A 24,783-nucleotide genomic window follows, 5' to 3' on the forward strand; every position below is an offset into this window, starting at 1 on the left:
CGGCGTGTATCTTCTGTCCCCAGACCCTAGGTTCCGCCCCCGTATCTGTCAAACGTTCGGTCGATAGCGCGACGTCCTGCCGCCTCTTTCATCGGCCGCGCGGAGGCTCAGCGGTCGCCGGCGCGCAGAATCCGGCGTGTGAGCACGCGCCAGTCGCCGTCCTCGAAGGCGAACACGTCGTCATACCAGCCGAAGCTCTGGAATTCCCGCATCTGCCCATCCCGGGGCCGCACCCCGAAGCTGTACCAGGAGGCGACGACGGCGCGGGTGGCGTTCACCGGTCGGACGAAGACATTGCTGCTCACGTGCCAGGGCGTGTCGCCGTTCGGCCGGTAGACGGCGCGCCGCCGCTCCAGCTCCGCGACCACGTCGTCGCGCCCCTTGCGCAGGCCCGTGTTGAACAGCACTTCGGCATCGCGGCAGAAGCACTCGCCCATCATGTCGAGTTCGTCCCAGTCGTAGGCCCAGGCGTACCGACACAGGGTGTTGGCGATCATCGTCCGCTGGACGGCGACCTCAGAGAGTTCGATCGGATAGCTCATGCGTCTCGAGAGTCCGATTGCGGTGGCCGGCCAGGGGCGGGGCCTACCTTGCGAGGCCCGCATAGGTGGCGAGGATGCCCTTGTCCGTCGCGTGGCCACGGATGATCGTCGTCACGAAGTACTCGGCGACCACCGTGGGCGACCGGGCGGAGCGATACCAGTGGTACACCGAGTTCAGGGAGCTCAGCATGGCCTGCGACGTCAGCTTCGGGTCGAGTTCAGGCAGGATGAGTCCCTCCGACTGGCCCTTCTCGATCACCTGCTGGAACACGTCGCGGTAGGCGTGGGCTCCCAGCAGCTTGTTGCGCTCGGCGGCGTCCAGCCGGCGGAGTTCGTGCAGGTAGACCGTCGTCTTGGCGACGTTGTTGCAGAAGAAGGTGACGTGGCCGCGGATCATCGCCGAGAGACGGTCCAGGCTGCTCCCGTCCGAATCCGCCGCTGCCCGGATCATCTCGAGGCCACGGTTGTGGACATCGAGCAGGAGGTGGTCGCGGAGGTCAGCCTTGGTCTTGATGTAGTAGTAGATACTGCCCTTCAGGATGCCGACACGCTCGGCGATCTCCTGCAGCGTGGCGGCGTCATAGCCCTTTTCGTAGAAGATGTCGGCCGCAGCCTCGATCAACTGTTCCCAGCGCTCTGCGCGCGGCTTTCGATAAGACGAAGTGCGTCCGGGATCTGCGAGAGTTGCTGCGCTTCTAGCCATTCGACCGCACTAGTTCTGTCCCGTTTTGCCTTCCGTCGACCGAATCCGGGGGGGATGACGTAAGGGCGTGGTCCTCAGATCGCTCATTTCCCGGTTGTGCGCAATATTTTGAACGCCGGGGCCGCGTTTTCCAACGACCGTTCGGCTGGCGAGCCCGCGCCTCGTCCGCTCGAAGCGCCCTGTAGCCGCACCGCCGATTCTCGTTGACCGCATCTGGGGTTGAAAATACCTTCCGCTTGTTTGAATGCGCGGCGTGACCGGGATGTTCCCGCCTCCATGGCGGGGGTGGCTCCCCGGCGACGCTGAACGCCCGGTCCCCCACCTGCGGCGGGCGGCTGGAGAATAAGGTGAGGAGACGGGGATGGAAGACTTCGATGTGACGGTCGATGTGGTCGTCGTCGGCGCCGGCGCCGGGGGAATGGTGTCCGCCTGGACGGCCGCGCAGCTCGGCCTCGAGGCCGTGATCATCGAGAAGGCGGGGGTCTACGGGGGCAACAGTGCGCTGTCGGGCGGCGGCGCCTGGCTTCCGAACGCGCCCTTCTTCCAGCGCCTCGGGGAAGGGGACGATCCCGAACACCTCTTCCGCTACCTGCAGACGATCGCGCCGAACGTGAAGCCGGAGCGGCATCGCCGTTACATCGCCGAGGCGCCGAGGCTGGCGGCCGCCATGGAGACGACGCCCTATTACCAGGGCGGCAAGGGCTTCCTGTGGATCAAGGGCTACGCCGACTACCATCCGAAGCTCGGCGGGAATCCCAAGGGCCGGGGGCTCTGGCCACAGCCGATCGACGAGCGCGTGCTCGGCGAGGACATGACGACCCGCCGCGGCCACGGCCGCGCCGGCCGCCTGGCAGGCACGCCGCCCGGCATGTGGATGACCAGCGCCGACCTGCACGACCTGATGACGCTCAGGTGGGGGACCTTGCGGGGGCCGTTGATGCTCCTGCGGCTCGGCTGGCGGAGCTTGGTGGCCAATCTGCTCGGCTGGAAGATGATCACCAGCGGGGCGGCGCTGATCACGCGCCTGCGACTGATGCTCCGCGACGAGGGCGTTCCCGTGTGGCTGAACACGCCGATGCGGCGGCTGATCCAGGACGACGCCGGCAATGTGGTGGGCGTGCAGGCCGAGCGCGGCGGGAGGACCTACCGAATCAGGGCGCGGCACGGGGTCGTCATGGCTGCGGGCGGCTTCGAAGGCAGCAAGGAGAAGCGCGCCCTCTATCAGCCGGATGCGATCCACGCCGGCACCCAGGGCAGCCCGGACAACACCGGCGACTGGATCGCCCCTGCCACGGAGGTCGGCGCGGCGCTCGACCTGATGGACGACGCCTGGTGGATGCCGGCCCTGAGCTTCCTTCCGGGCCAGGCCCTCGGGATGGTCCCGGAGCGGCAGTATCCGCACCAGTTCATCGTCAACGGCGACGGCAAGCGCTATGTCAACGAGTCGTGCCCCTATACGGACTTCGGTCACCGGATGATCGAGGGGCACCGCACTGGCGTGCGCCACTTCCCGTCACATATGATCCTCGATCAGTTCGCCTGGGATCACTACTTCTTCCGCGGCCTGCCCGGCCGGCCCATGCCGAAGGAGTGGCTGACGTCCGGGATGGTCAAGAAGGCCAACAGCATCGGCGAGCTGGCGCGCCTGATCGGCGTGCCCCCCGGAGAACCTCGAGGCCACCACGGAGCGGTTCAACCGGTTCGCCCGCGAGGGAGTGGACGAGGACTTCCACCGCGGCGAGGACGCCTACAACAACTTCTACGGCAACCCGAAGTACAGGAACCCGAACCTGGGCGAGGTGAAGCGCGCGCCGTTCTACGCCTTCACCGTGGTGCTCAGCGATCTCGGCACCAAGGGCGGCATGCTCACGGACGAGAACGCGCGCGTCCTTCGTGCCGACGGGTCGCCGATCGGCGGGCTCTATGCAGTGGGCAACAACAGCGCCGCGGTGATGGGCAACAGCTACGCGGGGCCTGGGGCGACCCTGGGCCCGGCCATGACGTTCGGCTGGATCGCCGCCCACGACATCGCTGAGCAGGCCCGCCTGAACCGGCCGAAGGCGGCGGCCCCCGCGGCCAGGCAAGTCGCCGCCCGGGCATCATGACGAGGCCGCCCTCGACCATCCCTCTCGCCGCCGAGCCACGCTCGCGCGCCCGCTTTGGAGACCTGCCATGACCACCGGAGAAAAGATCGCCGAGAAGGGCGCGGCCGCCGGCAAGCCGCTGGCCGAGTTCCAGTTCCCGTCGCCGGAGGTGACGAAGTGTCCCTATCCCTTCTACGAAGCCTTGAGATCCGAGGCTCCGGTCTACAAGTACCCGGACCGCAACGACTTCCTGATCTCGCGGCGTGAGGACATCCTCTTCGTCCTGCGCCAGCCCGACATCTTCTCCAACCGGACCTACCTGGCGGACGAGTGGGCACCGGGCGCAGAGCGGCGCGCCGAGCTGGAGCTGAAGCCGCCTGGCGGAGTGCTCGAGACCTCCTTCGGCCTGACCTCTTCGGACCCGCCGGAGCATTCGGTGAAGCGCCGTGCGCTCCGTAGCCTGATCAACCCACGCTACATCCACAGCTGCGAGGAGACCCTGCGTCGGCTGGCCAACGAACTGATCGACGGGTTCCAGTCCCGCGGTTCGGTCGAGCTGCGCGGCGAGTTCGCCGACCCGCTCGCCATGCTGACGATCTGCGAGCTCGCCGGGTTCGATCCCAACGACCGGGAGATCTTCCTGAGCTGGCACAGGATCGGCACCGGCCACGGCCGCCGCTTCCTGTCGGCCGAGCAGTTGGCAGAGCAGTCCAAGGACCAGCCCGAGCAGCAGGCCTATTGCGAGCGTATCATCCAGGACCGCCTGGCGAACCCGCGCGACGACTTCCTGACCGAGGTGATCCAGGCGCAGATCGAACGGGACGGCGAGATCAACCTGCCGTACCTGATCGGCGAGATCCGCCTGATCCTCACCGCCGGCAACGAGACCACCTCGCGCCTGATCACAAACGTGATGAAGCTGCTGATCGAGCATCCGGACCAGCTCGCCAAGGTGGTCGCCGACCGGGACCTCGTCCCCAACGCCATCGACGAGGCCCTGCGCTACGAGTGCCCGACCCAGTGGACGTCGCGCCTGGTCATGCAGGACACAGAGATCGGCGGCGTGGCCGTGCCCAAGGGCGCCTTCGTCCTGATGCTCTACGGCTCCGCAAACCGCGACGACACCTGGACCGATCCGGACAAGTTCGACATCGAGCGCCCCTCCGTCCGCGAGCTGAATATGGCCTTCGGCGGCGGCATCCACCGCTGCCTCGGCTCTCCGATCGCGCTCGCCGAGGGGCGCATCGCCCTCGAGGTGATGCTGGATCGCCTGAAGAACCCCCGCTTCGCCCCGGGCCACGAGGAAGAACGCGAGAACATCGACAACTTCCAGAAACGTGTCCCCAAGAAGCTCTTCATCGAGTTCGACACCCCTTAGGGCAAGCGGGGCGAAGACAGTCCAAGCCCCACATCCAGTGATGGGGCAGCATAGGGAAGACGCCGTGGCCGAAGTTGCGATCGACAAGCCTCAGATCCGGACCCCGCGGGGCCGGGTCGCCGAGTTCTTCCGGCGGGGCGATCCCGAGAACCTCTCGCCCGGCCAGCTGGCCGCCTATGGGCTGCCGACCATCCCGCTGCAGGCGATGCTGGCGCCGATGGGCATATTCCTGGCGCCCTTCTACACGGGCGAGCTGGGCATCACCCTGACCACCTGGGCCATCATCCTGGGCGTGACCCGGATCGTGGACATCGTCCTGGACCCGCTCGTCGGCATCGTCTCCGACAGGCTGCCCAGCCGCTGGGGCCGGCGGAGGCACTGGGTGGTCGGGGCCACCCCCCTTCATCATGATCTCCTGCGCAATGCTGTTCATGCCGCAGATCGTCACCTCGAAGCCCACCTTCTGGTACGTCCTGCTGGCGACGATCCTGTTCAACCTCGCCACCTCGGTCCAGCAACTCAACGTGATCTCCTGGGGCGGTGAGCTCTCCACGCGCTACGCAGAGCGGACGCGGATCATGGGCTGGCGCGCCGGGTTCGCGGCGCTGGCCAAGCTCATGGCGTTCGGGATTCCAGCCGCCATGGAATGGCTGATCCCGCACGCGTCCATCGGCGACAAGCTGCAGGCGCTGATGTGGACGGTGATCGTCCTGCTGCCGTTCACCACCGTGGTGGCGGTTATGGCGGTGCCGGAGAAGCCGGCGGACGCCAACCCCGCGGCGGCGGCGCCGAAGTTCACGCTGGGCGACCTGTGGCTGACGCTGGGACGCATGGTGAGCAACAAGTACCTCGGCCGCATACTGCTGGTGGAGCTCCTGCAGGCTGGCCCGACGGCGGTGAAGGGGGCCCTGTTCGTCTTCTACGTCAGCTACATCATGAAGGCGCCGGGCTTCACCGCGACCCTGTTGCTGTTCGTCTACGGAGCGACCCTCCTCAGCACGCCGATCTGGATGCGGCTGGCGAAGGGCCGCGAGAAACACCGGCTGCTGGCCATATCGGTGCTCCTCTATGGCTGCTCCCAGGCGAGCATGATGTTCTGGGGACCCGACCAGCTGGTCTTCTTCATCATCGCCATCGCCATGAACGGGGTGATGAACGCCGGGCCGAACTTCCTCATGCACTCCATCATGGTGGACGTCGTGGACTCCGACACCGTGCTCACGGGCAAGCAGCAGACCGGCGCGTTTTTCGCCGTCCTGGAGACCACCACCAAGGCGGCGCCCGGCCCTGGTGGTCATGGCGATTTTCCCTGTCCTGCAGGCGGTCGGCTTTGATCCCACCGGCAAGAACAACACCCCGGAGGCCATTGACGCCGTGCGGATCGCCTTCGCCCTCGCGCCGACCGTCCCCGTGGTGCTGGCGGGGCTGCTGCTGTGGAACTTTCCCCTGGGCTCCAAGCGACAGGCGGAACTCCGCGCGGCGATCGACGCCCGCGCCGGGGTGGAGTCGACGTCGGTCTGAAGCGGCGGCGACGGCCATCCACACCGGGCGTCCGGCCGCGTCGCCGCGGACGCACGCTACGCGCCCTGCCGATCCATGGCGTCTGCAAACCCGGCAGGAGCCCTAAGGGCTTTCAGCGCAACTACCAAACGATTGTCAGTTTAGAGTTGCCAATGCGGCGGGCGCAGCCGTATCTAGCGTCAAGCCACGGCGCGTCCATCGGGCGACGATCGTGCTTCAGCCAAGAAGAACACAGGGGAGGTAACATTGGTCCACCGAGGTAGCGGCAATACCGGTTCCGCAGGCGCGGAGGTCCATCCCAAGGCGCGGCTCATGCTGCTGTTGGCGTCCAGCGTCGCCGCCTTGACGGCGGGGGGCGCATCCCATGCCCAGACCGCCCCGCCGGCCGGCGAGGTCGAGCTCGGCGACGTGGTCGTCACCGCCCGGCGAGTCGAGGAGAACATCCAGGAGGTGCCGCTTGCGGTCACGGCGCTCAGCCAGACCAAGCTGGACGCCCTGGTCGTGGACAACACGACTGACCTGACCAAGCTCTCGCCTGGCCTGCAGGTGAACAGCTGCTCGAGCGGCGGCCTGTCCGGGGGCAACGCCTGCCAGATCAACATCCGCGGCTTCTCGTCGACGCGCGGCACGGACTTCGGCGCCATCGCCATCTACTTCGCCGACGCGCCGGGGATGTTCACCTCGACCTACGACCTGCAGAGCATCCAGGTCCTGAAGGGCCCGCAAGGGACGCTGTTCGGCGACACCACCACCGGCGGAGCGCTGCTCTACACGCCGAAGAAGCCGAACGGCGACGCCGGCGGCTTTGTGAGCGCCGAGGCCGGAAACTACAGTTACCGCGAGGTGACCGGCGCCTACGAGAACGCCCTGCTCGACGACAAGGTGATGTTCCGGGTCGCCGGCCAGTACCGCGAGCGCGACGGCTATGTGACGGTCCACGCGCCGCGGAGCGAGGACTACAAGGCCAACGACACCTACCAGCTCTACCTGCGCGGCTCGCTGGTCCTCAGGCCCTTCGACAACTTCGAGAACTACACGGTCGCGCTCTGGCAGAAGGACCGCTCGGCCGGCGGCGTGGGCCCGATCATCTATACCGATCCCCGGTTCTTCTCGGCCGCGGTGCGCAACGCGGTGCCGAGCGCCAACCCGACCACCGCGGCGGCCTACGAGTACTTCTCCGGCGCCGCCCCGCCGGCCGGCCTCAGCTGGTCGCAGATCGCGCTCGCTGCGCTGGCGCGCCAGACGGCGGCCGGTCCCAACGAGATATGGAGCGACGTGAACGGCTTCTACCTGCGGGAATCCGCGGGCATCGTGAACCAGACCCGCTTCGACATCAGCGAGAACCTCTACATCCGCAATATCTACCAGCTCCGCTGGATCCCGAAGCAGGTGGGCGGGGCGGCGAACTACGACGGCACCGACGCGCCGATCCTGCAGCAGAACGGCTTCCGTCCTCCGACCGCGGCCAATGCCTACGACGGCGGCTATGCGGTGGTCGACAACGGCTGGGACAACCGTCAGTGGACCAACGAGATCCAGGTCGTCGGGGACTTCTGGGAGGGCCGCGTGCAGGCGCAGGCCGGCTACTTCCACCGTGAGGACCGGCCCGGCGACTACGTTGGCTTCTTCCCCTATCCGTTCCCGCGACCGGCGACCCAGCTGGTGGTGACGAACGCCGCCATGAACAACGGCCGGCTCACCGACGCCGCCTGTGCGGCGATCCCGGCGCCCGCGCCCTGCGTGCGCCTGAGCCGTTTCTCCCGCAAGTCGGACGCGGTCTTCGGCCAGGCGACCTTCGCGGTCACAGACCAGCTCAACATCACAGCCGGCGTGCGACGGACCAAGACCGCCGAGTCGGTCACCGAAAGCGCCATCTTCCAGCCGACCCTGGTGACCTACCGCGGCGTCGGCGGCGGCACGGCGACGCTGCCGCTGCCGACGCCGGACCCGCAGCAGTACGCGAACGTTCCGACGACCCGGACCAATGCGCCAGGCTTCAAATCAACCACCTATTCGGTGACTGCCGACTACAAGCTGAACGACGACATCCTGGTCTATCTGGCCCATCGCAAGGGGTTCAAGCCGGGCGGCCTCAACACCACCCTGCCGACGGGCGACCCGCAGGCGCAGTTCGCGCCGGAGAGCCTCAAGGACCTCGAGCTCGGCGTGAAGGCGGACTGGGAGATCGGGAGCCTGCGCGGGCGGACGAACCTGGCAGTCTACAAGGACTGGTACTCCAGCATCCAGACCCAGACCCGCATTCCAACCAGCCTGCAGCCGATCACGGTCAATGGCGGCGAGGCCGACTTCAAGGGCCTGGAGCTGGAGACCACGGTGGTGCTGACCGACTGGTTCTCGGTCAGCGGCCACGTCGCCTACCAGAAGAACCGCTACACCGAGTACACCGAGACCACATTCTGCGCGAACCAGCTCTGGCGCGCCGTGCCGGGCGGTTCCTGCGAAGGCCTGCCGACCAACACGCCCATCGTCATCGACCACGCCAACGGCGTGCTCAAGATCCAGCCCGCGGGCCAGGCGGAGCGCGTCTACACGTTCCGCCCGGACCGCTTCAACATCCCGCTGACCTGGTCGATCCGGCCCGAGCTGAATCTCGAGAGCGTGCTGAACGAGCGGATTACCGTGGGCCTCAACATCTACCACAGCGACGGGGGAGACCGGCGTCGGCGTCGGCCCGTCGAACTTCGCGGGTGTCGCGCCGTTCGTCGTGGAATCGTGGAGCGGCCCGGTGTCGGGCCTCGATATGTACAGCTTCCCGAAATACACCAATGTCGATCTGCACGCGGACTGGAAGCACATCCGCGGCTCGAACGTCAGCGCTTACCTGCATGTCACCAACCTGACCAACGAGCGCTACCGTGTGAGCGACGCGGGGACCTTCGTCAGCGGCGGCACCTCGGCGCCGACCAACAACGAGCCCCGGATGGTGCTGATGGGATTGCGCTACGACTTCTGACGGCTGTCGCCTGGGCGCGCGGCTTCCGCCGCGCGCCCCCTTTTTCTGACGCCGTTTTACCAACCGTTTGTCAGTTTCAGTTGCCAAACGCCGTTTTTTGGCGCCTCATCTCCCCAAGCGTGGAAAGCGCATCTGGCCGGCGATCCGTCCGGCCCATCACGGGGAGGGTTGACGTGGCAGCCAAGCGCCTGCGGCGGATCGCCGTCAGATCATCGAAACTCAGACTGAGCCTGCTCGTCGTCGCCGGCGCCGTGGCGTGGAGCGGGGAGGCGGCGGCCCAGGCCGCGCCTGCGCCCCGCAGGTCCGAGCCGGTGGAGATCGGCGACGTGGTCGTCACGGCCCGACGGGTGGAGGAGAACATCCAGGAGGTGCCGCTGGCCGTCACGGCGCTGAGCCAGACCCGGCTCGACGCGCTCGTCGTCGACAATGTCAGCGACCTGAACAAGCTCGCCCCGGGCCTGCAGATCAACGGCTGCGTCAGCGGCTCGCTGACCGGCGGCTCCATGTGCCAGGTGACGATCCGGGGCTTCACCTCGACCCGCAATACGGCGTTCGGCTCAATCGCCACCTATTTCGCCGACGCGCCGGGCATGTTCACGTCGAGCTTCGACCTGGTCAACCTCCAGGTCCTGAAGGGGCCACAGGGCACGCTCTTTGGCGACACGACCACGGGCGGCGCGCTGCTCTACACGCCACGCAAGCCGAGCGGCGAGACCGGGGGGCTACATCAGCGGCGAGGTGGGCAACCACCGCTATCACGAGCTCACCGGCGCCTATGAGAACGCCTTCCTCGACGACAAGGTGTTGTTCCGCGTCGCCGGCCAGTACCGGAAGCGCCAGGGCTATGCGACCGCGCACTATTCGTTCGGCGGGACCGAGAAGGTCGGCGACGTCGACCAGCTCTACCTGCGTGGATCGCTGGTCCTGAAGCCGGTTGAGCGGCTCGAGAACTACACCGTGGCGATCTACCAGCGGGACAGGTCGAACGGAGGTGTCCAGCCGATCAGCTATACCGATCCGCGATTCATAAATGCCGCCTTGCGCAACACCGTCCCCGCCGCCAATCCCACTACCGCGGCGGCCTTCGAGTTCTTCACCGGCGCCGCGCCCCCGCCCGGGCTCAGCTGGTCGCAGATCGCGCTCCAGCAGCTGGCGCGGCAGACCGCCGCCGGCCCATATGAGGTCTGGTCGGATCTCGATCAGCGGATCGACCGGGTCTCCGCCGGGATCGTCAACCAGACCCGCTTCGACATCACCGACAGCTGGTATGTCCGTAACATCTTCGGGGTCCGCTGGATTCCGCAGCGGAGCGGCGGGGCGGCCAACTACGACGGCACCGACGCGCCCTTCCTGCAAATCACCGGCTTCAAGAACACCGATTCCACCAACGGCTATGACGCCAACTACGACACCCTGGACAATGGCTGGAACAACCGGCTGTGGACCAACGAGGTGCAGCTGGTCGGCGACGTGTGGGATGGACGGCTGCAGATGCAGTTCGGCTATTTCCACCGCGAGGACCGGCCAGGCGACTTCTACGGGGACTATCCCTATCCGCAGGCCAGCGGATCGCGCGTCCAGATCATCCAGAACGCGGCGATCGCGGCGGGGAACGCCACGCCGGCGGCCTGCGCCGCGGCCGGGGCGCCGACCCCCTGCTTCTTCCTGACGCGCTTCTCGCGGAAGTCAGACGCGGTCTTCGCCCAGGGCACCTTCGCCCTGACCGATTCCCTGAACCTCACCGCCGGCGTCAGGCGCTCGATCATCGACGAGGCCGTGACCGAGACCGCCGCGTTCCAGACGACGCTCGTGACCTATCGCGGCAGCGGTGGCGGGACCGCGGTCCTGCCCCTGCCGGTCGCCGAGCCGCGCCAGTACGAGCAAGCGCAGGTCACCCGCGCGGTCGCGCCGGGCTACAAGTCCCTCACCTACACGCTGACCGCCGACTGGAAGGTCAATGAGGACACGCTCGTCTACCTGGCCCATCGCAAGGGCTTCAAGCCGGGGGCGTGAACGCGGCGCTTCCCGCCGACGATCCCCAGAGGGAATACAAGCCCGAGAGCCTCAGGGACGTTGAGCTGGGCGTGAAGGCGGACTGGCGGATCGGCGAGGTCACCGGCCGGACCAATCTGGCCGCGTACAAGATTTGGTACTCCGACATCCAGACCCAGACCCGCTTCGGCGGCGGCATCACGCTGGTCCAGGTCAACGGCGGCGAGGCCGATTTCAAGGGCCTGGAGTTCGAGACGACCATCAACCCGTCGCCCTGGTTCTCCATCAGTGGACAACTGTCCTACCAACGGAACCGCTACACGAAATACACCGAGACCTCGTTCTGCCGGAACCAGACCTGGCGTCAGGTGCCGGGCGGGACGTGCGACGGGCTTCCCGCGGACACCCCGATCAACATCGACCACGCGAAGGGCGTGCTGACCATCGCCCCGGTCGGCCGGCCGGCCCAGACCTACACCTTCCGGCCACCGCGCTTCAATGTGCCGCTCACCTGGTCCCTGCGGCCCGAGTTCCGCTTCGAGCCCTGGCTGGGCGAGGAGATAACCGCTGGGTTCAACATCTACCGGAGCGAGGGCGAGACCGGCCTCGACTTCGGCCCGTCCAACTTCGCCGGCGTAACGCCCTTCGTGGTGCAGAGCTGGATGGGGCCGCAGTCGGGCCTGGACGCCTACGCCTATCAGCCCTTCACCATGGTCGACTTCAGCGCCGACTGGCGCCGGATCCGCGGCTCGAACGTGAGCGCCTATCTGCGGGTCACCAACCTCACGAAGGAGCTCTATCGCGTGGGGTCCGCCGACACCTTCGTGAGCGGCGGCACGGGCGCGCCGAGCGCCAACGAGCCCCGGATGGCGCTCGTGGGCCTCAAGTACGACTTCTGAGCCCGGAGGGGCGCGGGTGCTCCGCGTCGCCAGGCCAGGCGGCCCCGCGCCGCGCACGCGCGGGGCCGTCCAAGAACAGGCTGCCAAGGGAGGATCGTCCATGACACACGACCAGGGACCGGCCGCGCGCCAGGGGCTCCACCGGCGCACAGCGCTTCGCACGGGCGCCGCCTTCGGCCTCCTGGGCGCGCTTCCCGCGACCGCCCCGGCGGCCGAGCGGGTTTCGCGCTTCGGTGCGTACAGCGGCTACTCGACCGCGGCCTACGACGGCTGGGTGCGGACCTCCCTCTATGTTCCGGTGCGCGACGGGACACGGCTGGCCGTGGACATCTACCGGCCTACCCGCAGCAAGGCCCTGCACACCGAGCCGCTGCCGGTGGTCTGGCAGCCGAAGAGGTATCAGCGCGCCGTCATGCAGCCGGACGGCGTTGCCGCCACTCTGATGGGCGGGCGCGACAGCCCGACTGCGTCCTATATCTCCAAGAGTTCGAAGACCCTGATCCGCCACGGCTACGTGATCGCCTCCGTCGACCGTCGCGGGACCGGGGCGTCGTTCGGCTCGCGAAGCGAGCTGAGCGATCCGATAGACGCGACTGACGGCCATGACGTCAGCGAGTGGCTGGCGGCGCAGCCCTGGTGCACCGGCAAGGTGGGCATGTTCGGCGCCTCGTACGAGGGCGAGATGCAGTTGCGGGTTGCGGCGACGCGACCGCCGCACCTCAGGGCGATCATGCCGGAGGTCTCGCCCTTCGACTGGTACTGGACGGTGCATCCCGGCGGGATCGCGCGGACGTCTCAGGCCGGGTTCGCGACCATGCTGGCGCGGATCGACACCGATCCGAACAACGGACCTGTGGACGCCGACGCGGACAAGTCGCTGCTGAACGCCGCCCTGGCCGAACACAGGGCGAGGAACGACTATTCCGCGCCGGCCGGCAAGCTGCCCTATCGCGACAGCCGAAACCCGGTCACCGGCGAGCAGAACTGGCTGAACCGTCACGGCGGCCATTTCGCCGGGCTCGCGAAATCGGGCATCGCCGTCTATCACGTGACCGGCTGGTTCGCGAACGTCGGCGTCCACCAGTGGGTCTGGTGGGACAACGCCCGTGGGACGCCGCAAAAGATGCTGATCGGCCCCTGGGCCGCGGGGGGCGCGCGGACCGAGACGGAACGCGACCTCTGCGCCATCGAGGCCCACCGGTTCTTTGACCACTGGCTGAAGGGGGTCCAGAACGGCATCATGGCCGAGCCCGCGATCCATTCGTCGATCCCGAGTTCGCATACCCGCAACGGCGGACCCTGGAAGGGCCTGCCGGCCGCCTGGCCGCTGGCCAACGAGCGGCGCACCGAGTTCTTCCTGGCCGGCGGCAAGACCGGCACGGCGGGTTCGGTCAACGACGGCCGGCTGACGCGCGCCAGGCCTGAGGCCGAGGGACGCGACGACCTGCAGGTGCGCTACGACTGCGACTACGAGGGTGGCTGCGAGCCGGCCGAACCCGGCAAGCCGCCCATCGACCATGCCGGCTTCGACGCCCAGGGCCTGACCTATACCTCGGAGCCGCTTGAGGCGGACATGGAGGTCACCGGTCACGGCGTGGCCCGCCTGTGGGTGACCTCCACCGCCGAGGACGGCGACTTCTTCCTCAAGCTCCAGGACGTCGATCCGAACGGCGTGTCGACCTATGTGGCGAACGGCGCCCTGCGCGCCTCGCACCGGGCCCTGGGCGAGCCGCCGTACCGGTTCCTGGGGCTGCCCTGGAACCGCAGCCACCAGGCGGACATGAAGCCGCTCATCAAGGGCGAGCCGAACGAGCTGGTGTTCGCGCTCTTCCCGACCTCCTACATCTTCAAGGCCGGGCACCGCCTGCGCGTGACCCTCACCGGCAGCGACCTGGACACCGGGCCGTCGCCCCAGGTCAGCCCGGCGCCAGTGGTCAGCCTCCACCGCTCGGCCCGGCACGCCTCCTCGGTGGTCCTGCCGATCATCCCGGCCTAGGCCGCCGATCGGCGGTGGGCGCGTGTTTCGCCTTCAGCCCCTAAGGCCGGCGTACCAGGCTCGCCTGGGCGCTGAGCGCCGTGGCGCCGCCCTCCAGCTTCAGCCAGACCTCGCAGTCGATGCGGTCTTCCGCCACCGCGGTGATCACGCCGCCGGCCTCGACCCGGTCGCCGTCGCGCACGCTGCTCAGGAAGCGGCACTGGAAGGCCTGCAGGCGGTAGTCCGCGAGGCTCTCGCGCAGGACGTCCATCACATAGGCGACGTTGGCCGGACCCTGGTTGATCACCCGGTCGCCGAGGCCGGCGGCGCGGCGGCGGCCCTGTCGAGGTGGATCGGATTGGGGTCGCGCAGGACCTCGGCCCACACCCGCATCGGTGCGGCGGTGATCGTCAGGTCGCGCGAGGGCAGGGCGTCGCCGGCCTTCATGACGCGCGGTCTTCCCGGCGCGGCAGCACCCATTCGTTGACGCAGGAGACCACCGCGCGGCCGCCCGCCTCGCTGAGGGTGAGCCGGTAGGTGAGCAGGTCGAGCGCGCCGAAGGTGCGGCTCGGCTTGCGCACCAGGGAGAGGATCTCCCCGCTCACGTCGTAGTCGTGCTCGACCCGCAGGTCGTCTGCGAACTCCACCTTCGAGGTGGCCATCATCGGGCCGTCGGCGACGTCGAAATCGCAGAGCGCGCAGAGGTCGGCGACGCTGATGCCCATCTCGGCTTGGGAGGCGATGTAGTAGAAGATCGGGTGCGCGCGACCGTCCGGATCGGGGCCCGCGCCGATGGCCTCGCGGAGGGCCGCGTCCTCGGCCCTCGTGATGCGGTATCGCCCGCCGGGAAAGCTTCGTTGCGTGATCATGACACCGCTTGCATAGCATTCGAAATGCGAGCGAAGCAATCAATCGGTAGGTTGGTTGGCAACGGGGATTGAGCTAGTTTTCCAGGCGACTGGCGCAGAGACCGTCCGCCGAGCGGCCCTCGGCGGGGCAGAACGAGAGGGGAGGGAAGATGCAGAACCCGCAAACCCGGACGAGCGCGTCCGCCGCGATTGCGGCGTTCCGTCGCTATGTCACCGACTATGTGAACCGGCACGATTTCTCGGTGATCCCGGAATTCATGACCGACGACTACACCCTCACGTCGTCGGGCGTTCGCGTCGCGGGCCGCGACGGCGACTACCGCGCTGCGGTGGCGCGCCAGCTGGAGCAGTTCCCGGGCCTGACCTTCACGCCGCACGAGCTCGTCCACGTGGGTGATCGGGTCGCCGTCCGCTTCACGGAGCACGGCGCGTCCAACCGCCACGGCGGCGCGGCCGCCGCCTGGCCCAGCATCGCCATCTACACCCTCAGGGACGGCCGGCTCGCCCACTGCAGCATCGAGCAGGACTACTTCTCTCGCCGACGGCAGCTCGACACCCGCGAGCCGGTGCGGGTCGAGGCGCCGGCGATCGCGCCCTGGGACACCCCGGAATCCGTCGCCAACCCGGCGGCCGAGACCTTGGTCGCCGCCTGGCTCGCCTCAGGGGCGTTCCTGGCCGCGCCGGGGGTGGAGGTCGACGACTCGCGCGCCACCGGCCAGCTCCAGACGATCATCGCCGAGGGCCAGATCGAGATCCTCGAGATCATGTCGGGCGACGACAGGGTAGCGTTCCACGCGATCCAGTCCGGCGTCCTCGCCGGGGACTTCCCCTCGGATCTTCCCCCGGAGGCGGGGCGGCCCGCCCACATCCACCTGAGCGGCTTGGTGCGGGTGGCGGGCGGGCAGGTGGCGGCGGGCCACGTGATCCGCGACCGCTGGGGCCTCTACCGGCGCCTCACACGGCCGGCATGACGGCCCGCAGCGCGTGTATTGACCAAACGACCGGTTGGCAAGTCTCCGGCGAACCTGTAAATCTTCCGTGGTGGGAGTCCCGACCTTGTCGCAGCTTGTGAATCCGAAGGCCCAGACCGCGCTGGCGGCCCTCTTCACGCCCTTCGAGGCGGCGGGCCTGTCGTTGAAGAACCGCATCGCGATGTCGCCGATGACGCGCTGGAAGTCGCCGGGTCAGTTCCCCGGTCCAGACGTCGCGGCCTATTATCGGCGGCGCGCCGAGAACGAGGTCGGCCTGATCATCAGCGAGGGCACGACCATCGACCATCCGGTGTCCTCGTACCATGTGGACACGCCGGCCTTCCACGGCGCCGCCCTTGAGGGCTGGAAGCGGGTGGTCGGGGGAGGTTCACGAGGCGGGCGCCCGGTTCATCCCGCAGCTCTGGCATGTGGGCGTGATGCGCGATCCGCGCACGGGCCCCTATCCGAACCCGGACCTCCCGAGCGTCAGCCCGTCGGGCATGTTCAAGCCCGGCGGCAAGGTGGTCTACGAGCCGATGACCAAGGCGCAGATTCGCGACGTCGTCGACAGCTTCGCCCGCGCCGCGGTCAGCGCCCGCGAACTCGGCTGCGACGGCGTCGAGATCCACGGCGCGCACGGTTACATCCTCGACCAATTCCTCTGGAGCGAGCTCAACAAGCGCGACGACGAGTATGGCGGCGACGCGATCCAGCGGACGCGGTTCGGCGTCGAGCTGATCGAGGGGATCCGGGCTGCGGTGGGCCCGGACTTCCCGCTCGTGCTGCGGATCTCGCAGTGGAAGCAGCAGGACTACAAGGCGCGGCTCGCGGAGACACCCGAGCTCCTGAAGGCGATCTTCCAGCCCCTCGCCGACGCGGGCGTCGACATCTTCCACTGCTCGGAGCGGCGCTACTGGGACATCGAGTTCCCGGGCTCGCCCTGGAACTTCGCCGGCTGGATCAAGCACCTCACCGGTCGACCGACCATCACCGTCGGCAGCGTCGGGCTGGCCGGCGCCATGTCGGTCACCGAACTCGGCGCGCAGACCGCGGTCTCCACCGACCTGCGGCCGCTGGCCGACCGTGTGGCCCGCGGGGAATTCGACATCGTGGCCGTGGGCCGGGCCCTGCTCACCGACCCGGCCTGGGCGCGGAAGGTGAAGGAAGGTCGGTTCGACGAGCTGCTGCCGTTCTCCAAGTCGGCGCTCGATATCCTGACCTGACGGGGCACGCAGAACGGCCCAACCCAGACCAGCAACGGGAGAACACCATGCCTTGGCCCCCTCGCCAGCCGCCACGCTCCGAAATCCGACCCGAGGACCTGGAGGCTTATGAGTCGGTGATCGAGCGCGCCCGCACGCACGGCGGCGCGGCGGACCCGGAGAAGGACGCAGGCTACTACGGGCGGATGCTGCTCGCCCCGCGGCTGAGCAACCACATGTCGGAGATGGGCCGGATCTTCCGGGCGCTCGGCGACCGGGGCGACAGCTACTCCCACGCCGACCGTGAGTTCGTGGACCAGGTGCTGGCGGCGGACTTCAAGACCAACATCGTGGCCAAGATGCACATCAACGATGCGCTTTCGACCGGTGTGCGCATGGAGGCGATCGAAGCACTCCGCTATGGCCGCGAGGAGGCTTTGACGGATGACGAGGCTTTCCTCGCCATGTTCATCCGCAAGACCATCGCTGGCGCAATGGACGCGCCCACATGGGAGCGCATGGAGGCCCGCATCGGCGAGCGCGGGACGCTCGAGTACGCCATGTTCGTCCTCTTCCTGCAGGCGACCATGCGCAGCATCGCCATGGTCGGCAACCGCGAGCCCTCGGACGCGGAGATCGACCAGATCATCGCCGACCTCAAGTCGGGCAAGACCCCGATCGACGACTACCGCAAGCGGATCTCGTGATCGCGGTGCGGCGCGCCTGAAGGAACACCGATGCCGCAGGAACCCCCGTTGAGCTCTTCCGCCGTGACGCTCGAGGACAAGTGGACGGTCGAACGCGGTCGTATCCTCATCAGCGGAACCCAGGCCATCGTCCGGGCCCTGCTGCTGCAGAAATCCGTCGACCGCCGCGCCGGTGTCGACACCGCCGGCTACATCTCCGGCTACCGCGGCTCGCCCCTGGGTGGGGTGGACACCGCGCTGTGGTCGATCAGCGCGCGTCTCGAGGCCGCCGACATCATGTTCCGGCCCGGGGTGAACGAGGACCTGGCCGCCACCGCGATCCGCGGCACCCAGCAGATCGACATCCTTCCGGGCGCCACGCGGGACGGGGTGTTCGCCGCCTGGTACGGCAAGGGCCCCGGCGTCGACCGATCCGGCGACGCGCTGAAGCACGGCAACTCGGCGGGCAGCCATCCGAGGGGCGGGGTGCTCTGCTTCTATGGCGATGACCACGCGGGGAAGTCGTCGTCGATCTCGCACCAGAGCGACCAGGCCATGGCCGCGGCCATGATCCCGTCGCTGTATCCGGCCACCGTCGGCGAGATCCTCGAGTACAGCCTGATGGGTATCGCCCTGTCGCGCTACAGCGGCTGCTGGGTCGGCATCAAGTGCGTCAACGAGACAGTGGAGCAGACCGCGACCGTCGACATCGACATCGACGCCTTCTCGCCCGTGGCGCCGGAACGTGGCCCGCCGCCGCCCGAAGGGTTCAACATCCGCCCGGGGCACCATCTCAATCCCCTCCGCAACGAGCAGATCGTCATCGACGTCCGACTGCCGCTGGTGCGCCGGTTCGTGCGCGCCAACCGGATCGACAGGACGATCTTCCGAAGCGCGAGTCCGAAGCTCGGCATTGTCACGGCCGGCAAGAGCTACAGCGACGTGCTGGGCGCCCTCGCCTCCTGGGGCTCACCCCCGCGCGGGCCGAGGCGCTCGGGGTCTCGCTCTACAAGGCGGGCTGCACCTGGCCGCTGGAGACCGAGGGGCTGCTGGAATTCGCCGCGGGCCACGAGACCATCCTGGTCGTGGAGGAGAAGCAGCCCTTCCTGGAGCCGCAGGTGGCCTCGGCGCTGTTCAATGCGCCGGGCCGGCCCCTCCCTGACGGGCAAGGCCGATGAGGCCGGGGACGCGCTGCTCTCGGCCGTTCTGCAGCTCACCCCGGCGGAGATCGCCGCGGCCATCGCGGGACGGCTCGCGCGGCTCGGCGCCGCCGGCTCCCTCGCGTTCGCCCCCAGGCGGCCGGAGGCGGCCCTGCGACGCCGGCGTCCAACCACCCCGCGACCCCGAAGCGGGCCCCGTTCTTCTGCTCCGGCTGCCCGCACAGCACGTCCACCAGGATCCCGGAGGGCAGCCTCGCCATGTCGGGCATCGGCTGCCATGCGATGGTGCGCTATGCCGCGCCCGAGACGTCCCTGACATCCACCCACATGGGCGCGGAGGGCGTGAACTGGCTGGGCCTGTCGCCCTTCAACAGCACGCCGCACATCTTCCAGAACATGGGGGACGGGACGTACTACCACTCCGGCAGCCTGGCGATCCGGGCCGCCGTGGCGGCAGGCGCCAACATGACCTTCAAGATCCTCTACAACGACGCGGTCGCCATGACCGGCGGCCAGCCGGTGGACGGACCAATCTCGGTGGCCGAGATCGCCCAGCAGGTGCGCCACGAGGGTGTCGGGACCGTGGTCCTGCTCAGCGACGATCCTGCGCGGCACCTGGACGACCCGGGCCTTCCGCCGGGAGTCCGGATCGGCCACCGTGACGAGCTCGACGCGGTGCAGCGCGAACTCCGCGAAACGCCCGGCGTCACGGTGCTGATCTACGAGCAGACCTGCGCCGCCGAGAAGCGCCGCCGGCGCAAGCGCAACGCCTACCCCGATCCGCCGAAGCGGATGTTCATCTCTCAGGCCGTCTGCGAGGGTTGCGGCGACTGTTCCGTCCAGTCGACCTGCGTCAGCGTCACGCCGGTCGAGACGGAGTTCGGCCTGAAGCGGGCGATCGACCAGAGCAACTGCAACAAGGACTATTCCTGCCTTAAGGGCTTCTGTCCCTCGTTCATCACCGTCGAGGGCGCCGAGTCGCGGCGGCCGGAGCGCGCCGGGATCGATCCGGCGACCTTCGCCGGCCTGCCTCCCGCGACGCCGGCGCCGGTGTCGGCGCGTCCTCACAACGTGATGGTGGCCGGGATCGGCGGAACCGGCGTGATCACCATCTCGGCCATCCTCGGCATGGCCGCCCACCTCGACGGCCTGGCCGTGTCGCTCTTCGACATGACCGGCCTCGCCCAGAAGAACGGCGCGGTCTACAGCCACGTCCGAGTCGGACGCGACACCGCGGCGCTCGACACCCCGCGTGTCGGGCCGGGTGAGGCGGACACCCTACTGGCCTTCGACCTCGTGGCGGCGCTCGCCGACGAGCCGGCCGGAACGCTAGCGCGCCGCCGGACGCAGGTGATCGCCAACAGCGATGTCGCCCAGACGATCGCCTTCCAGTTCGACCGCACCGCCGTGGTCCAACCCGGCCTGCTGCTCTCGCGCCTCGCCGGACTGGTCGGCGAGGCGGCCGTCCATTCGGTGGACGCGGTAGGGCTGGCGCTGTCACTGACCGGCGACAGCCTCGCCTCGAACATGCTGCTGCTGGGGGTGGCCGCGCAGCGCGGGGTATTGCCGGTCAGCGCCGAAGCCATCGAGCAGGCGGTGCGGCTGAACGGCGCGGCGGTCGAGATGAACCTTGAAGCCTTCCGGCTCGGGCGCCTTCTCGCCGTCTCCCCCGAGCGGGTCGCCGCCCTGGCGCGGGGCGGCCGGAGCGTGCAGGGGCTGCCGCTCAGCGGGTCGGTCGACGAGCGCATCGACCGTCGGATCGAGTTGCTGACCCGCTACCAGGACGCCGCCTATGCGCAGCGCTATCTCGCCCTGGTGGTCCGTGTGCGGCAGGCCGAGCGCGGCGTCGCTCCCGGAGCCCACGCCCTGACCGACGCCGTGGTGCGCAACTACGCCAGGCTGCTGGCCTACAAGGACGAATATGAGGTCGCCCGCCTGCTGACCGACCCGGCGCTGCACGCGGAGATAGGACGAACGTTCGCGGACGGCGCGCGCCTCAGCTTCAACCTGGCCCCGCCCACGCTCGGCGGGGCCCGGAACGGCGGCCGCGCAGCCAAGCGCGCCTTCGCCGCCCAAACCCTCCTGCCGTGGCTGCGGCTGCTGGCGCGGATGAAGGGGCTGCGCGGCGGGCCGCTCGATCCCTTCGGACGAACTCCGGAGCGCCGGGCGGAGCGCGCGCTGATCGCTGAATACGAGGCGCTGGTCGAAGAGGTGCTTGCCGGACTTACGGCCTCGAACCTGCCGTCGGCTGTCCGACTGCTCGGCCTGGCCGATGAGGTTCGGGGGTACGGGCCGGTGAAGGCCGCCGCGATCGAGAGCTACCGCAGCAAGCTCGCCGCGGCCCGCCAGGCCTTCGCAGCGCCGCCATCCCGCCGGTCGCGGGAGACATCGCTCCAGGCCGCGGGCTGACGTCGCGGCAGGGCTGGCCGCTTTGCGGCTTCCCTCCGACCAAATCTCGGCTAAGGTGGAGTCAACGACCAAACGTTTGGCAGGAACGCCAGCGAGACAAGGAGCAGGTCATGCCGAGCGGCCCCATCGCCCACATTTCATTCCTGGTGCACGATCTCGACAAGGCGGTCGACGACTGGAGCAAGATCCTGTCGGTGCTCGATCCCAAGCAGCTCGAGAAGCGGATCGTCCGATATGACGAGACCGACGGCGGCGGCGACAAGATGAGCTGGGCGACCTTCGTCTCCGACCACGGGGTCGAGATCCAGCTGATGCAGCCCGACCCGGACACCAAGCTCGGCCAGCGGCTCGCCAAGAAGGGCGAGCACATCCACCACATCTGCATCACCACCCCCGACCTTCCCGCCTCCCTCGACGCCATGCGCGCCAAGGGCGTCGACGTGATCGGCGGCATCAACCATGATCCCGAGATGCCCTGGCAGAAGTGGGGCTGGGTCGGCGCCACCACCGCCCACGGGGTCCTCATCGAAGTCGCCGCGCCCTATGAATCGCACGACGACGGCAAGTGGCACCCCGCCGGCGCAAAGGTCGCCGAACCCGCAGAATAAGCGCGGCCGATCAACGGCCGCCGAACGGAGGAGACAAGCTGAGTGGACATGGAACTGGGCGAGGAGCACCGCGCCTTCCGCGACTCGGTCGAGCGCTACATCGCGGCGGAGATGCCGAAGGCCTGGGCGCGCGACCTCGAGCGGGATGAGGACAACTACCCGTTCGAGCTCTGGGACAAGTTCACCCGCGCGGGCTTCCACGGCATCGGGATCGACGAGAAGTACGGCGGCATGGGCGGCGACATCGTCATGCAGGTGCTGCTGGCGCGCGCGCTCGGGCGGCCGCTGGCGGGCCTCGCCTGGCTCTGGGGCATCACCTCTTTCGCCGGCGGAAAGTCGATTGGGGTCTACGGCACGGAGGAGCAGAAGCAGCGCTTCCTGCCGAAGATCGCCGCCGGTGAGCTCCGCGCCGCCATCGCGCTCACCGAGCCGGGCGGCGGCACCGACGTGCTGGGGGCGATGCGGACCAACGCCACAAGGGTCGACGGCGGCTGGCGGATCACCGGCGAGAAGATCTGGAGTTCCAACTCCCACGTCGCCGACTACCTGCTGCTCCTAGCCCGCACCAACAAGGACGTCCAGAAGAACCACCAGGGCCTGACGCTGTTCTGGGTGCCCGCGAAGAGCGAGGGCATCACGATCACGCCCCTGAAGAAGCTCGGCATGCGCTCGATGGGCAGTTGCAGCATCCACCTGAACGACGTGTTCGTGCCGGACGACCTGGTGCTCGGGAAGCCGGATGACGCCTGGTACATGCTGCTGCCGACGCTCAACAACGAACGCCTGCTGATGAGCGCGTTCTGCCTGGGCTATATCGACGGGGTCATCGAGGACGCCCTGGACTACGCCAAGCAACGCAAGGCCTATGGCCGGCCGATCGGCCAGTTCCAGGCGATCCAGCACTACATCGCCGACATGAAGATCGCCCAGTATGCGGTGGAGTGCATGCTGATGGACTGCGCCTGGAAGAGCACCATGGGCAAGCCGTCGATCGTCGAGAGCACCGCCCTGAAGGTCTATTCGGCAGAGCAGAGCAACAAGTGCGCCGACATGGGCATCCAGATCCTCGGCGGCATGGGCTATTCGGCCGAGACCGACATGCAGCGGTACTGGCGCGACAGCCGCCTGCAGCGGATCGGACCGATCACCGACGAGATGGCCCGCAACGTCATCGCCGAGCAGATGGGCCTGCCGCGCTCGTTCTGAGACAGGGGGAGCGAGGATGCCGGGCGCCATCGCCGCAGATGCGTTGCAGGGCCGCGTGGCCCTGGTCACCGGCGCCAGCCGCAACCTCGGGCGGGCGATCGCGCTCGCCCTGGCGGGCGCGGGCGCGGAAGTGGCCGTCGCGGGCCATACCGACGTTGAGGCGCTCGAGGAGACCGCGGCCCTGGTCCGGGCCTTGGGACGCAAGGCGGCCGTGGTGTCCGGCGACGTGGCCGATCCCGCCGACGTGGAGCGGATGGTCGGGCGGGCCGTCGAAACCCTCGGCCCGGTCGACGTGCTGGTCTCCAACGCCTCGCGCCGGCCGAAGCGCCACTTCCTCGAGCTCACGGTCGAGGAGTGGGACGGGATCCTGCGCAGCAACCTGTCGGCGTCCTTCTACCTGTCGCGCCTGGTGCTCGCGGGCATGCGGGAGCGCGGCTTCGGGCGGATCATCCTGGTCGGCGGCCCGGACGGGCAGCGGCCGGAGCTGTACAATGGCGCGGCCACGCGGGCGCATTGCAACACCGCCAAGGCCGGCCTGCTCGGCCTGATGAAGGCGATCGCCATGGAGTTCGGCGCCGATGGCGTGACTTCGAACGTCGTCGTGCCTGGGATCATGGACACCACCCGCGACCCCGTGAACTATCCCCACTGGCCGATGTCGGAGGAGGAGCTGAGGCGCCGCCTCGCCATCCCGCGGCTGGGCCGGCCCGTGGAGGTCGCCGAGATGTGCGCCTTCCTGGCCAGCGACAGCGCCGCCTATGTCACGGGCCAGACGCTGCACGTCAGCGGCGGATACCTCACGCCCTGAGCGTCAGCGGCTGTTCTGGCCGTCGTCCACCTTGATGCAGGTCCCGGTGACGAAGTCCGAGGCCGGCGACGCCAGGTAGAGGAGGGTGCTGTCCAGCTGGGCCGCGTCGCCCAGCCGCTTGCGCGGGAAGGCCTGGGTGATGTCGCCCATCCGGTCGAGCATTCCGTCCATCATCTCCGACCCGAAGGCGCCGGGCGCGATCGCATTGACGTTGATGTTGTAGCGCGCCCACTCGACGGCGAGCGTCTCGGTCATCCGCACGATGGCGGCCTTGGTGGTCGAGTAGAGGGCCGCGCCCTCCCCCTGGTAGTTGAACGCGGTGATCGAGGAGATGTTGACGATCCGCCCCGGCCGCCCGGCGGCGATCAGCCGGCGGGCGACCTCGCAGGACAGGATGTACGGCGCGCGCAGGTTGACGCCCAGCAGGAGGTCGATCAGCTCGATCGACATCTTGTGCGCCCGCTGCGCATCCGGCACGCCGGCGTTGTTGACCAGGATGGACACCGTCCCGAGCGCCGCCTCGGCCGCCGCGACCCCGCCGATCAGCTGGGCGTGGTCGGAGACGTCCATCGGGATGACCGCCGCCTCGCCGCCGCGCGCGCGGATCTCGGCCGCGATGGATTCCAGGCGGTCGGCGCGCCGGGCGGCCAGCGCCACCCTGGCGCCGCTCGCGGCCAGGACCTGGGCGAAACGCAGGCCCAGGCCTGACGACGCGCCGGTGATGAGCGCCGTCTGGCCGGACAGGTCGGCCGTTGCGTTCGGCAGGGGATAGGTCACGCGGTCCTCCGGGATGTCG

Annotated in this window: 22 protein-coding genes and 3 pseudogenes; 19 read left to right on the forward strand and 6 right to left on the reverse strand. The window is 68.6% G+C overall.

Going from position 1 to position 24,783, the window contains the following annotated elements:
- Positions 1-107 precede the first annotated feature (107 nt).
- Both LRS04_RS15665 and LRS04_RS15670 read right to left on the reverse strand, forming a co-directional pair.
- Positions 108-542 carry a nuclear transport factor 2 family protein gene (locus tag LRS04_RS15665; RefSeq protein ID WP_257817150.1) on the reverse strand — a complete coding sequence of 145 codons (435 nt, stop codon included), beginning with the start codon at positions 540-542 and terminating at the stop codon, positions 108-110.
- 43 nt (positions 543-585) lie between these two features.
- Positions 586-1,164, reverse strand: coding sequence for a TetR/AcrR family transcriptional regulator (locus LRS04_RS15670; protein ID WP_257817151.1), 579 nt, complete (start codon positions 1,162-1,164; stop codon positions 586-588).
- Between the two features lie 442 nt (positions 1,165-1,606).
- Here LRS04_RS15670 and LRS04_RS15675 point away from each other — a divergent pair.
- From LRS04_RS15675 to LRS04_RS15715, 10 genes and pseudogenes are all read left to right on the forward strand, one after another.
- A pseudogene (locus LRS04_RS15675) lies at positions 1,607-2,761 on the forward strand (FAD-binding protein); the annotation flags it as partial.
- A 199-nt stretch (positions 2,762-2,960) separates the two neighbouring features.
- Complete coding sequence (locus tag LRS04_RS28080; protein ID WP_374576592.1) at positions 2,961-3,350, forward strand: FAD-binding protein; 390 nt, start codon at positions 2,961-2,963, stop codon at positions 3,348-3,350.
- A gap of 67 nt (positions 3,351-3,417) precedes the next feature.
- Positions 3,418-4,707, forward strand: coding sequence for a cytochrome P450 (locus LRS04_RS15680; protein WP_257817153.1), 1,290 nt, complete (start codon positions 3,418-3,420; stop codon positions 4,705-4,707).
- Positions 4,708-4,771: 64 nt separating this feature from the next.
- Entirely contained in the window at positions 4,772-5,251 is a 480-nt protein-coding gene (locus LRS04_RS15685) for an MFS transporter (protein WP_257817154.1), read from the forward strand.
- Positions 5,139-6,041, forward strand: a complete 903-nt coding sequence (locus tag LRS04_RS15690) for an MFS transporter (RefSeq protein WP_257817155.1) — start codon at positions 5,139-5,141, stop codon at positions 6,039-6,041. The genes LRS04_RS15685 and LRS04_RS15690 overlap by 113 nt, the downstream gene beginning before the upstream one ends.
- Entirely contained in the window at positions 6,004-6,228 is a 225-nt protein-coding gene (locus tag LRS04_RS15695; RefSeq protein WP_257817156.1) for a hypothetical protein, read from the forward strand. Before LRS04_RS15690 ends, LRS04_RS15695 begins: the two co-directional genes overlap by 38 nt.
- A 312-nt stretch (positions 6,229-6,540) precedes the next feature.
- A complete protein-coding gene (locus LRS04_RS15700; protein WP_257817157.1) occupies positions 6,541-9,981 on the forward strand; it encodes a TonB-dependent receptor in 3,441 nt (1,146 codons plus the stop codon).
- Positions 9,941-11,215 (forward strand): TonB-dependent receptor domain-containing protein, encoded by a 1,275-nt coding sequence (locus LRS04_RS15705; protein ID WP_257817158.1) that lies wholly within the window; start codon positions 9,941-9,943, stop codon positions 11,213-11,215. The genes LRS04_RS15700 and LRS04_RS15705 overlap by 41 nt, the downstream gene beginning before the upstream one ends.
- Positions 11,212-12,093, forward strand: coding sequence for a hypothetical protein (locus tag LRS04_RS15710; protein WP_257817159.1), 882 nt, complete (start codon positions 11,212-11,214; stop codon positions 12,091-12,093). Before LRS04_RS15705 ends, LRS04_RS15710 begins: the two co-directional genes overlap by 4 nt.
- 100 nt (positions 12,094-12,193) lie before the next feature.
- Positions 12,194-14,089, forward strand: a complete 1,896-nt coding sequence (locus LRS04_RS15715; protein WP_257817160.1) for a CocE/NonD family hydrolase — start codon at positions 12,194-12,196, stop codon at positions 14,087-14,089.
- Positions 14,090-14,129: 40 nt separating this feature from the next.
- On the opposite strand, the gene LRS04_RS15720 is transcribed toward LRS04_RS15715, so the two are convergent.
- From LRS04_RS15720 to LRS04_RS15730, 3 genes are read right to left on the reverse strand one after another with little or no spacing between them, the layout of a single operon-like run.
- On the reverse strand, positions 14,130-14,375 hold the full coding sequence (locus LRS04_RS15720; RefSeq protein ID WP_257817161.1) for a hypothetical protein: 246 nt from the start codon (positions 14,373-14,375) through the stop codon (positions 14,130-14,132).
- Positions 14,372-14,515, reverse strand: coding sequence for a MaoC/PaaZ C-terminal domain-containing protein (locus LRS04_RS15725; protein ID WP_257817162.1), 144 nt, complete (start codon positions 14,513-14,515; stop codon positions 14,372-14,374). Before LRS04_RS15725 ends, LRS04_RS15720 begins: the two co-directional genes overlap by 4 nt.
- Complete coding sequence (locus tag LRS04_RS15730) at positions 14,512-14,937, reverse strand: hypothetical protein (RefSeq protein ID WP_257817163.1); 426 nt, start codon at positions 14,935-14,937, stop codon at positions 14,512-14,514. Before LRS04_RS15730 ends, LRS04_RS15725 begins: the two co-directional genes overlap by 4 nt.
- Before the next feature lie 149 nt (positions 14,938-15,086).
- Between LRS04_RS15730 and LRS04_RS15735 the strand changes: the two genes are divergently transcribed.
- The 9 genes and pseudogenes from LRS04_RS15735 to LRS04_RS15770 all read left to right on the forward strand — a co-directional run bounded on the left by LRS04_RS15735 (position 15,087) and on the right by LRS04_RS15770 (position 23,987).
- Positions 15,087-15,908: a nuclear transport factor 2 family protein gene (locus LRS04_RS15735; protein WP_257817164.1), complete on the forward strand. Its 822-nt coding sequence runs from the start codon at positions 15,087-15,089 to the stop codon at positions 15,906-15,908.
- Positions 15,909-16,098: 190 nt separating this feature from the next.
- Positions 16,099-16,224: pseudogene (locus tag LRS04_RS26985) on the forward strand (12-oxophytodienoate reductase); the annotation flags it as partial.
- 40 nt (positions 16,225-16,264) lie between these two features.
- Complete coding sequence (locus tag LRS04_RS15740) at positions 16,265-17,131, forward strand: 12-oxophytodienoate reductase (protein ID WP_308238156.1); 867 nt, start codon at positions 16,265-16,267, stop codon at positions 17,129-17,131.
- Positions 17,132-17,178: 47 nt separating this feature from the next.
- Complete coding sequence (locus tag LRS04_RS15745) at positions 17,179-17,817, forward strand: hypothetical protein (RefSeq protein WP_257817165.1); 639 nt, start codon at positions 17,179-17,181, stop codon at positions 17,815-17,817.
- Between the two features lie 48 nt (positions 17,818-17,865).
- On the forward strand, positions 17,866-19,272 hold the full coding sequence (locus LRS04_RS15750) for a hypothetical protein (RefSeq protein WP_257817166.1): 1,407 nt from the start codon (positions 17,866-17,868) through the stop codon (positions 19,270-19,272).
- Positions 19,173-21,365, forward strand: a pseudogene (locus tag LRS04_RS15755) (indolepyruvate ferredoxin oxidoreductase family protein); the annotation flags it as partial. The gene LRS04_RS15750 and the pseudogene LRS04_RS15755, both read left to right, overlap by 100 nt.
- A 110-nt stretch (positions 21,366-21,475) precedes the next feature.
- A complete protein-coding gene (locus tag LRS04_RS15760; RefSeq protein ID WP_257817167.1) occupies positions 21,476-21,973 on the forward strand; it encodes a VOC family protein in 498 nt (165 codons plus the stop codon).
- 48 nt (positions 21,974-22,021) lie between these two features.
- Complete coding sequence (locus LRS04_RS15765) at positions 22,022-23,179, forward strand: acyl-CoA dehydrogenase family protein (protein WP_257819142.1); 1,158 nt, start codon at positions 22,022-22,024, stop codon at positions 23,177-23,179.
- A 16-nt stretch (positions 23,180-23,195) separates the two neighbouring features.
- Entirely contained in the window at positions 23,196-23,987 is a 792-nt protein-coding gene (locus tag LRS04_RS15770) for an SDR family NAD(P)-dependent oxidoreductase (protein WP_257817168.1), read from the forward strand.
- Between the two features lie 3 nt (positions 23,988-23,990).
- Here LRS04_RS15770 and LRS04_RS15775 read toward each other — a convergent pair whose 3' ends face one another.
- A complete protein-coding gene (locus LRS04_RS15775) occupies positions 23,991-24,764 on the reverse strand; it encodes an SDR family NAD(P)-dependent oxidoreductase (RefSeq protein WP_257817169.1) in 774 nt (257 codons plus the stop codon).
- Positions 24,765-24,783 lie beyond the last annotated feature (19 nt).

Source organism: Phenylobacterium sp. J367 (assembly GCF_024699985.1).
Taxonomy (GTDB): Bacteria; Pseudomonadota; Alphaproteobacteria; order Caulobacterales; family Caulobacteraceae; genus Phenylobacterium.